This is a genomic window from Neobacillus drentensis (assembly GCF_036966985.1).
GTDB classification, from domain to species: Bacteria; Bacillota; Bacilli; order Bacillales; family Cytobacillaceae; genus Neobacillus; species Neobacillus drentensis_E.
On the sequence record NZ_JBALSN010000244.1, the window covers coordinates 1 to 9,939 of the forward strand.

At 40.0% G+C, this 9,939-nt stretch carries 6 protein-coding genes and 2 pseudogenes; 3 read left to right on the forward strand and 5 right to left on the reverse strand.

Features of this window, described 5'->3' with window-relative positions:
• Positions 1 to 67 precede the first annotated feature (67 nt).
• Positions 68 to 1,801: a phospho-sugar mutase gene (locus tag V7659_RS16400; RefSeq protein ID WP_098932602.1), complete on the forward strand. Its 1,734-nt coding sequence runs from the start codon at positions 68 to 70 to the stop codon at positions 1,799 to 1,801.
• Between the two features lie 67 nt (positions 1,802 to 1,868).
• Entirely contained in the window at positions 1,869 to 2,774 is a 906-nt protein-coding gene (locus V7659_RS16405; RefSeq protein ID WP_098932601.1) for an aminoglycoside phosphotransferase family protein, read from the forward strand.
• A 1,845-nt stretch (positions 2,775 to 4,619) separates the two neighbouring features.
• On the opposite strand, the gene V7659_RS16410 is transcribed toward V7659_RS16405, so the two are convergent.
• The 3 genes and pseudogenes from V7659_RS16410 to V7659_RS16420 all read right to left on the reverse strand — a co-directional run.
• A complete protein-coding gene (locus V7659_RS16410) occupies positions 4,620 to 5,219 on the reverse strand; it encodes a nitroreductase family protein (protein ID WP_335540904.1) in 600 nt (199 codons plus the stop codon).
• Between the two features lie 283 nt (positions 5,220 to 5,502).
• Positions 5,503 to 5,668 (reverse strand): annotated as a pseudogene (locus tag V7659_RS16415) (NADPH-dependent oxidoreductase); the annotation flags it as partial.
• A 394-nt stretch (positions 5,669 to 6,062) separates the two neighbouring features.
• Positions 6,063 to 6,398 (reverse strand): annotated as a pseudogene (locus V7659_RS16420) (transposase); the annotation flags it as partial.
• Between the two features lie 251 nt (positions 6,399 to 6,649).
• Between V7659_RS16420 and V7659_RS16425 the strand changes: the two are divergent.
• Complete coding sequence (locus V7659_RS16425; RefSeq protein WP_335540902.1) at positions 6,650 to 7,969, forward strand: MFS transporter; 1,320 nt, start codon at positions 6,650 to 6,652, stop codon at positions 7,967 to 7,969.
• Positions 7,970 to 7,990: 21 nt separating this feature from the next.
• On the opposite strand, the gene V7659_RS16430 is transcribed toward V7659_RS16425, so the two are convergent.
• Positions 7,991 to 8,803, reverse strand: a complete 813-nt coding sequence (locus V7659_RS16430; RefSeq protein ID WP_335540903.1) for an SDR family NAD(P)-dependent oxidoreductase — start codon at positions 8,801 to 8,803, stop codon at positions 7,991 to 7,993.
• Positions 8,804 to 9,129: 326 nt separating this feature from the next.
• A complete protein-coding gene (locus V7659_RS16435; protein ID WP_098934782.1) occupies positions 9,130 to 9,714 on the reverse strand; it encodes a TetR/AcrR family transcriptional regulator in 585 nt (194 codons plus the stop codon).
• Between the last annotated feature and the right edge of the window lie 225 nt (positions 9,715 to 9,939).

The window sequence follows — 9,939 nt, forward strand, 5'->3', positions numbered from 1 at the left end:
AATTTTAGAGGATATTATCAATCGTTCTGATTATTATATTTAACAGCGAAGAAAAGGAGAGAATACTATGACTTGGGTAACAACTGCAGAAAGATGGTTTTCCTTTGACGGTTTAGAAGAAGATTTAAAAGCGAAGTTAATAGAAATTAGAGACAATGAAAGTTTAGTCGAAGAGCATTTTTATAAACATCTCGAATTCGGAACTGGCGGAATGCGCGGTGAACTTGGCCCTGGTATCAATCGTTTAAACACCTATACTATTCGCCGGGCGGCGGAAGGTCTCGGAAGTTATATTTCGGAACAAGGTGAATCGGCAAAACAACGCGGAGTTGTCATCGCCTATGATCCGCGCCATAAGTCACCCGAGTTTGCATTGGAGGTCGCCAAAACAGTTGGAAAGTACGGGATTAAGGCTTATTTATTTGAAGAGCTGCACCCGACACCAGTACTGTCTTTTGCCCTTCGATATTTACATGCTTTCTCTGGGGTTGTGATTACTGCCAGCCACAATCCACCTGAATATAACGGCTTTAAAGTGTACGGTGAAGACGGCGGCCAGATTCCTCCTGAAGCAGCCGACATCATTATTCAATATGTAAATGCCGTTGAAAATGAGTTAACAGTGGAAGTCGCCGAGGAACAAGAACTATTAACTAGCGGCTTATTAACCTATATTGGTGAAGAGATTGATCACGCTTATGTAGAGCAATTAAAAACGCTGCAATTAAACCCTGAAATGGTGCGAGAAGTGGCAAACAACTTTAAAATCGTTTATTCCCCTTTACATGGTACTGGGAATAAACCTGTTCGCGAAGGATTAAAGGCATTTGGGTTTGAAAATGTTACCGTTGTGAAGGAGCAGGAAATGCCAGATCCTGATTTCTCAACGGTTAAATCGCCAAATCCGGAAGAACACGCGGCATTTGAACTAGCCATTCAATACGGTGAACGAATAGGAGCAGATATCCTGATGGCCACTGACCCTGATGCCGATCGTTTAGGTGTAGCGGTGAAAAATAGCGATGGAGAATATGTTGTTTTAACTGGAAACCAAACAGGAGCCTTAATGCTTGAGTACTTGTTATCGCAAAAACAAGCGAAAGGAATTCTGCCTGTCAATGGTGTTGTGATCAAAACCATTGTTACCTCTGAAATCGGACGTGCGATTGCTGAGCATTACGGTGTACAAGCCATGGATACACTAACAGGATTTAAATTTATCGGAGAAAAGATTAAAGAATTTGAACAGACAAAGCAGCACACCTTCCTGTTAGGGTATGAAGAAAGCTATGGCTATTTGATTGGAGATTTTGTACGAGATAAAGACGCTGTACAGTCTGCCGTGTTTGTCGCGGAGGTCGCAGCTTTCTATAAATCCAAAGGCATGACCTTGTATGAAGGTTTACTATCAATCTTTGAAAAGTATGGATTTTATCAAGAATCTCTTCAATCGATTACCTTAAAGGGGAAAGATGGAGCGGAAAGAATTGCCGGACTCATGGATTCATTTAGACAGGAGAAATTAGCTGAAGTCGCTGGCATAGGAGTGGCAGCAATCGAGGATTATTCCACTTCAACTAAGTTTGAAAATGGTGCCGAAACCGAGATTGACCTACCACGTTCCAATGTCTTGAAGTATCATTTGTCGGATGGTTCTTGGTTCTGCCTTCGTCCATCTGGAACAGAACCAAAGGCTAAATTTTACTTTGCTGTAAAAGGCGACTCGATGGCAGATAGCAAGGAAAAGCTGTCGAAACTCCAGGAAGCGGTCATGAATAAAGTGAAGCAAATCCTGGCTTAAAAAAATGTAACAGTCAGGAAGCAAAACTAACTATTTAAAATTTATTTACATTTCAAAAGGAGGTTCCATGACTATTTCAAAAGATACGCCAGAAATCAACCCATCTCTCGTAAAACGGCTGGTTTCCGAACAATTTCCACAATGGGCAGACCTTCCTCTCGAGCCGTTCAACTCCACAGGGACGGAAAATGCAATCTATCGGCTCGGTAAGGATATGTTCGTACGATTACCCCTTGGCAATTGGGCTATCAAGCAGGTGGAGAAGGAGCAACAGTGGCTCCCAATCCTTGCCCCGCACCTGCCGCTTACGATCCCTACACTGCTTGCACTTGGGCTTCCAGCTGAAGGCTACCCTTGGCGCTGGTCCGTGTATCGATGGATTAAGGGTGAAAACGCGATTACGGGGAAAATTGACATTCCATACGAAGCGGCGACAGAGCTCGCTCATTTCGTATCCGCCCTGCAGCGGATTAATCCCGCCGGCGGCCCTCCCCCTGGTGATCACAACTTTGGACGTGGTCTGCCACTTGCAATGAGAGATGTCGGAGTCCGAGAAGCAATCGAAAAGCTACATAACTCGATTGATACTGATTCAGCAACTCTCGCTTGGGATGCAGCATTACAGACACCAGTTTGGGACAAACCGCCCGTCTGGATCCATGGAGATCTCCTTTCTGGTAACCTGCTTGTCGAACAAGGACGTCTCAGTGCTGTCATCGACTTCGGGGGCCTGGGTGTGGGAGATCCTGCAAATGACTGGATGTTCGCCTGGAATCTGCTTTCTGTCGATGACCGGGAAAGGTTGCGTGTAGCTTTTGCAGTTGACGACGCCACCTGGGGGCGTGCGCGTGGATGGGCCTTGTCTGTGGGACTGATTGCCCTTCCTTACTACCAAATCAGCAACCCTGTGTTCGCAAGTGTCGCCCGTCGGCTTATAGATGAAGCTCTCTGCGATTTCAAGGAAGGCGTATGATTTCAAAACAAGTCACCCTTGTCTACATTCTTAGACAAGGGTGTCCTTTTTAATTGGCTCTATTTCGAATGCTTTTTTCGCTAAGAGTTTTGTTTTTCAAACAGGTTAAAAATAAATTTTTGCTGAAGAGCACGTGATTGTGAAAGGATCACCCCTAAAATCACCCAGTATGTCCGAAATGATCTTAATTCAGACAGGATTATCCTTGAAATCGGCACTAGCTGTCCGATTATGGCACTCATTCAAGTCAAGTCCTAGATTTTGTGTAAATTCCAATTCCACATAATCACAATGATTATCAGCTATACAAAGGTTAAGCCTTTATTTTTGATAAATAATCCTAATTTCTTGTAACCCTGGAAGGCTATTAAACAATAAACAACTATCAGGCGCTTTAAGAAATTCACTACAAAACGCCAATTTTGTAACAGGGATCAGCACTTGTCCGTTGGGTTGAAGTTTATGCAAAGCTGTAATAGTAATTGGATTTTGGAGCAATCCTGATGAAAATGGAACGACACAACAGATAAAATCAATTCGTTATTAGAAAATGGATACAAGGTTGTTTAAGTTTCCCCAATGGGTGCAATTCGATCTGGATTAGATTCTTCTATAAAAAAGAGGTTGGCTTAATAGCAACCTCCGTCTTTAATCCACAACAAAAGCTCAGTTATGAACATAAAAAAGGAACTAGTTGATGAAGATGAGGACGGTGGGGAGGGTCGTATAATGACAATGGATATCCGTATCCCATATAGGTCCCATAAAAAGGATATGGCATATATCCTGTTCCACAATGATGATACATAATGTTTTCACCTGCTTTTCTGAGGGATAGTATGTAGTCTCTTTCATGTTATGGCCTGTATCTAGAAAAGAGCTTATCTTTATTCAAATTAGGTGATTACCTACTTATCTAAAAGCCATTGTTCTTAACCATGAAAAAACATGAAGTATTCCATACGTACAAACCAAATTCGTAACAAAAGCTGAGTATGATTGAAGGGGCTATATTTAACATATACCCTCAAAGATCAATGCATATTCTTTAAGTTTGTAAGCGTTTTCATTTATAATGTAATTGGGTCGGATGGCAAAGGTGGCCATCACGGTATTCAGCGTAGGTGGGGCTGATACTCAACGGGAGCTTATATGCTCAATTTTTTTTGCATTGCCAACGACATTTACAAATCGCAAATGCTTATTACTTTGAAGAAATTTGAAATGAAGACATAAAAAAGCGATTTAGACATAAACGAAAAAGTTCTAAGAGTATCCGTTAGCTTTTTACTTTTACTATCCAGGTCGAAATGAACGATTCTAAGGAATAATAAAAAAGTCGGCCAAAATTGGGCTGACCTTTAAGTAAGGTTACTAGCTCTTTTGAATCACCCACCATCTTACAACTTCAACGTCTGTTAATCCTACGGAATGTAGGCGTTAGTCGTACAGATCGTGGTTACCGGTCCATTTAGTTCCAAAGCGACACGTACGGAATGACAGAAAGGGATCTTTTTTCCTTTTTGATCAGTCCGTAGTGCTGCCGCCAAAAGTCTTTCAGTATGCTTTTAATCAGATTCAAAAAAAGGCCTTATTTACTGAAGAAAAAGTACAGACTTAAGGCTGTAATGGCTAGTAAATAACCGAAGTTGAATGTAGGCATGTGTCAGATTGGATATTACCTAAAAAAAGTTTCGAATGTATTCACTTTTTTCTAGAAGTAAATCTATATATTTAACTGTTATTTCGGATAAATTTATACCATTGCCCTACTTTTAAAACCTATTGTAAAAAAACCAGTTCCGCTAATGGAAACTGGTTTAGTAGATCTTTATAAGCGTTAGATTACTTGTAAAATTTCACACGATCTTCAAGTGATTGGAATTCTTTTTCACCTGCTGGAACTGTTGGATTACCAAATGGCATTTGCGCAATCAGTTTCCAATTATCAGGGATATTCCATTCTTTTTTCACTTCATCATCAATTAGCGGATTATAGTGTTGCAAAGTTGCTCCTAGTCCCTCTGCTTCTAATGCTGTCCATACAACTAATTGGTGCATACCTGATGCTTGATTTGACCAAATTGGGAAGTTATCAGCATAAAGAGCAAATTGTTCTTGAAGTGATTTAACAACAGCTTCATCTTCAAAGAATAATACGGTTCCATATCCTGCTTTAAAGGAATCCATTTTTTGTTGAGTTGCTGAAAAGTCTCCATCCCCAACCACTTTTCTTAATGCTTCAGTTGTAATGTCCCATAATTTATTATGTGCTTCGCCTGACAATACAACAAGACGTGCTGTTTGAGAATTGAAAGCTGAAGGCGTATGTTTCACAGCAAATTCTACAATTTCTTTAATTCTTTCATCCGATACTTGTACATCTTTATTAATGCCGTAAATTGAACGTCTTTCTTTAAGTGCAGTGTAAAAATCTGTTTTCAACGCAATTGTCATAACAAGGATTCCTCATTTCATAATCTTGAATTGATATATCTTTATATAATATATCTCAAATTCAGTATAACTTTAAACAATAAAGAACTTATTGTCAATTAACTTGCTTTGGTCTTAGCTTTTCCTCGACCTTATGACAGAACTTTAGTAAGAGATATCTTACCATTAATAAAATACCCTTATTCGTATTCATTATGCAGAAAAGCGCCCATTAATGATGCACTATGAATTCCATCATGAGGCTGCCGATCATGGCTACAGCCCCAGGCAATTAAGAACGAAGCGTCTTTAATGCTCCGCTCCAAGCTAGAACTTGGTCCAGCATGCCGTTCACGTTCGTCAGGTGCAGGTCGGCGGGCTTAAATACTCCGTTTGTTTTCGAAATCCGTGTATAGCGATAACGCTGAGTGAACACGAACGTCCGCAACGGAATATAGATAAAGGCAAGCCTGTAATTGGCTTGCCTTCTTTAATGTAACTTAAACAAATTTAGAACAAAGCGTTCAAAGTTATCAGTTGGTAATAGTTGTATCATAAAATTTTCCATTTAAACCATCTTATTTATAATTCGTAGAAATTATATTATACGAATTCTTTAAAACAACTGTCTTTCTGAAATGTATCTTACAAGTGCACCCTTTTCATATTCTTTAACTAACTTATAAATGGAGTCCTTTTAATTTGCAAAAGAAATGTTATCAGCAATGAATGAAATGCATTACTTGGCCGATTTAAAGTGTATTTGGCATTTAAAAAATGGTTCTTACGCAAATCTGGTGAATAAGTAGAAGTGTTTTTTTGAAGTCGATACTATTTTTCTAAAATAATTTTTTACCAGCGATTTAATACTCGGTTCTTCAATAGTGGGAAACTTGCACGGCCGTAGAGCATTCTTTTTATTGTCTTTAATCTATTAATTTGCCCTTCTATCACACCATTGCTGTATTTGTAATGAATCGATAATAGGAATGCTTGCAGTTCTTTTTGTAAATAATATAGGAAACTTTTGAATTCAGGAATGGTATCCTTTTTTATGGATGAAATTAGCTTCTGAATACCCAAGGAGTCATAATTGTTTATACATTCACGAAAATATTGTACAAATGCATATATTTCTAGAGTATCAGGAAATCTAGTTAATGCATAATTAAGATCTTGTCGTCCTTCTTCAGTTAGCTTTTAATTCAATTTCCAATAAAGCGATATAGTCGATTGCCGATCATAGGATTTTTCTGGTGGCTTTTCTTGCTATTCAGGGATATTCTGCGATGTTCGTTGGAGCAGCTATTGTTGCTGTTATGGGATGATTGCCATGCTGTTTGTTAAACCGGGTGTTAAAAAAGTAGCAGTTGAATCAAAGAGGGGGTAAGTCAGATAAGTCCAAAAAAAGCATGGCAGATGTAAAAAGATGTGAATTTATGCATTTAGAAATATACAACTTACAGAACACCCTGAATCAATATAGTATGGATGCCAGACCGTTTGGTACTTTGACTTTTTCTCAGTTATGTTCTAAAGTACTAATGGGCTTAAGAAGGGAACAGAGAAATATGGAGTATATAGAGAAAAAAGATAAAGCTTACCAGCGCGTGTTAATATCTATGCTGCTTGGTAGCATTGTTACCTTTGCCGTTTTGTATGCACCGCAGCCGTTAATTAATGTTTTTTCGAAGCAATACGGAGTATCTCCTGCAACCGCAAGCGCATCCATTTCGCTGCCTACACTTGCCCTTGCAGCAAGCTTATTGTTCATTCCATTTTTATCAAGGCGAATCGGCCGGAAGCGAATCATGGCCATTTCTTTGTTTGTAACATCAGTCCTTTCGATTATTTCAGCTTTCAGTTACAGCTTTGGGTTTTTTCTATTTATTCGACTGTTGGAAGGGATTAGTGTATCAGGTTTTCCCGCCATTGCAATTGCTTATTTAAATGAAGAAATTTCTCCGTTAAGCATTGGCGGTACGATGGGAGCGTATGTTGCGGGAACAGCTGTGGGCGGATTTGTCGGGCGTGTAGCGATTGGTCCATTGACTGATTTATTTTCATGGCAAATCGCCTTTTCTGTCTTGGGCTTCGCTTGTTTTCTATGCAGTTTATATTTTTGGTTTTATTTACCAAGTTCGCAGAATTTCAAAACGGAAAAAACGCCTTTCACTAAGTATCTGACAGCATTAGCTGCGGTCCTTGGCAGTAAACGGCTGTTTCCCATTTACACAATGGGGTTTTTGGTTATGGGTTCGTATATCATGTTGTTTAACTATATTGGTTATCCGTTAACCAAAGCACCATACAATTTAAGCCAAACCGCTCTTGGGTTTTTATTTATTGTGAACTTGGACGGCATGTGGAGTTCGACCATGTTTGGAAAATTGGCTGACCATCATTCACGAAAAAAATTGATGGGACTGGCTTGTCTAATTTTTGTAGTTGGCGCATCGCTGACTCTTATTTCGAATTTGTGGATGAAAATCCTAGGAATCGCCGTGTTTGCTTTTGGTTTTTTCGCCGGGCACACGACTGCAAGTGGATGGGTAGGAGTGGCAGCTCCAGCGAATCGGAAGGCCACCGCTTCCTCCCTTTATTTATTATTCTATTATCTGGGTTCCAGTATCATTGGCTGGGCCGGCGGATTTATCTGGATCAGCCTTCACTGGATTGGACTGGTATCTGGAATCTATTTACTCATGCTTCTTTGTTATGGATTAACATTTTTAACGAATGACACAGGAACTGGCTGATTACTTCAGCCTTTTATTCAATTAGTCAGCTTCAGCTGAACGCTCAAACCATGTGTTGACTTCTTCATGCCGTTTGGTATAAGCTTCGCGAATCGTATATGCAGCTTGAGATCCAACTGCCAAACGAAGCGGCGAATTGTCGCTTTTTAAAACGGAAATGATCAGTTCCACTGCTTTTGCCGGGTCGCCGATCTTGATGTTCGACATACCTTTCTCGTATGCTTCATAAAGCGGAGCATATTCTTGTGTCTTCTCGGTATGCTGCATCGATTCGCCAAAAAACTCTGTTGCGAACACGGAAGGCTCCACAATCGTCGTCTTGATCCCGAAGCTTGCGAACTCTTGCGCGAACGCTTCGGAGAAGCCTTCAACTGCAAACTTGGATGCAGCGTATATGCTGTACGGAGGCATGGACCAAGTTCCGAAGAAGGATGAAAAATTAACGTAATGGCCCGATCCTTGACGTTTAAAGACGGGGAGTGTTGCTCGGATGACATCTAGTACACCGAACACGTTGACGTCGAACTGCTTCCGGATTTGTTCATCCGTATACTCCTCCAGCATACCGAACAGACCGTATCCGGCATTATTCACGACAATATCGATTTTCCCGAAAACGTCAACGGCTTCTTGAACGGCGGATTGAATTATCGCCTTGTTTGTCACATCCAAAGCAGCGAGGTGAACACGATCCGGTGCCAGTTCTTTAAAATCCTGAATTGCTTCAAGTTTACGCGCTGTAGCGACCACTTTGTCTCCTGCTTGAAGCAGCTGCTTCACAAATTGCCGTCCGAATCCTGACGAAGTTCCTGTAATAAACCATACTTTACTCATTGTTTTCATTTCTCCCTTTTTATTTATTCAGACCTGAACCACCGTTTTGATGGCAAAACTTGACGGCGATCGATCAATAACTTATAGCTTTTTAAAGTTAATAATTTGAATCTTTAATATAATCACCCAAATTTATCCATTATATCTAAATGATGTTTTGTAAGAAATATCCGCAAGAGATTAGAAGTTGCGTTCTTTGACGTCCAAACAAGAACGATCATTCTAAATAATGCACAAGAGGTTAGTGAGAAATAGCTTTAGATACAAAGAGACTCAATCATTTGAGAATGAACGTTCTAATAATGTTAAAAAAAATAATAAACCAATCATTTTTCTAAAAACTTAATTGACAAGTTGGTTATGCGTTGAAGTTTTTCTATAGTAACCGAGGTTCTTGCCATTACCCTTATTCCAACCAATGCATTATGCAGATATTCCGCCAATTCCTCGGCATCGTAATCAGAGGTGAATTCACCGTCCCTCTGTCCCCAAAGAATAATTTCCTTGAGTGCCTGCTCTGCTGATATAAATGATTGAGTAGACTTTGTATCGACATCGACATCACGAGCTGCTAATTCCACTGCCGAATTCACCATTAAGCAGCCGGAAGGCAAGTCCTCATCTACATTTAAACGAATCATGAATTCAAAAATAAACTGAAGAGCTTCCGTTGCAGTCTTGGAGAGTTTAACTCCGTTAGCAAGATCGGCGCTGAGTTTATCGCTATAGCGATCCATAACGTTCAGAAACAACGTATGTTTGTCGCCAAATGTGTCATACATGCTTCTGCGATGGATTCCCATATGCTCGACCAGATCGGTCATGGATGTCTTTTCGTAACCCTGTTCCCAAAAGAGCCTCATCGCTTTATCTAAAACCTCGGACTCTTCGTACTCTTTGCTTCTTGCCATTTCATTTCCCTCCTGTTAACAATATAACATATTGAGAACGATCAGTAAAGAATTAATTTTCATAATGCCAGGGCTATTCAATCTCTTCTCCTGCAAAGATAGGGTGTATCATAAGAAGAAATACTAATGTTAATACAATTATATGTATTGTTCCCTAAGCTCCATCTTTATTCAACTAACCTGCAACCGTTACTTCAATAAGAAAAGCCGCCGAAAATGGCAGCC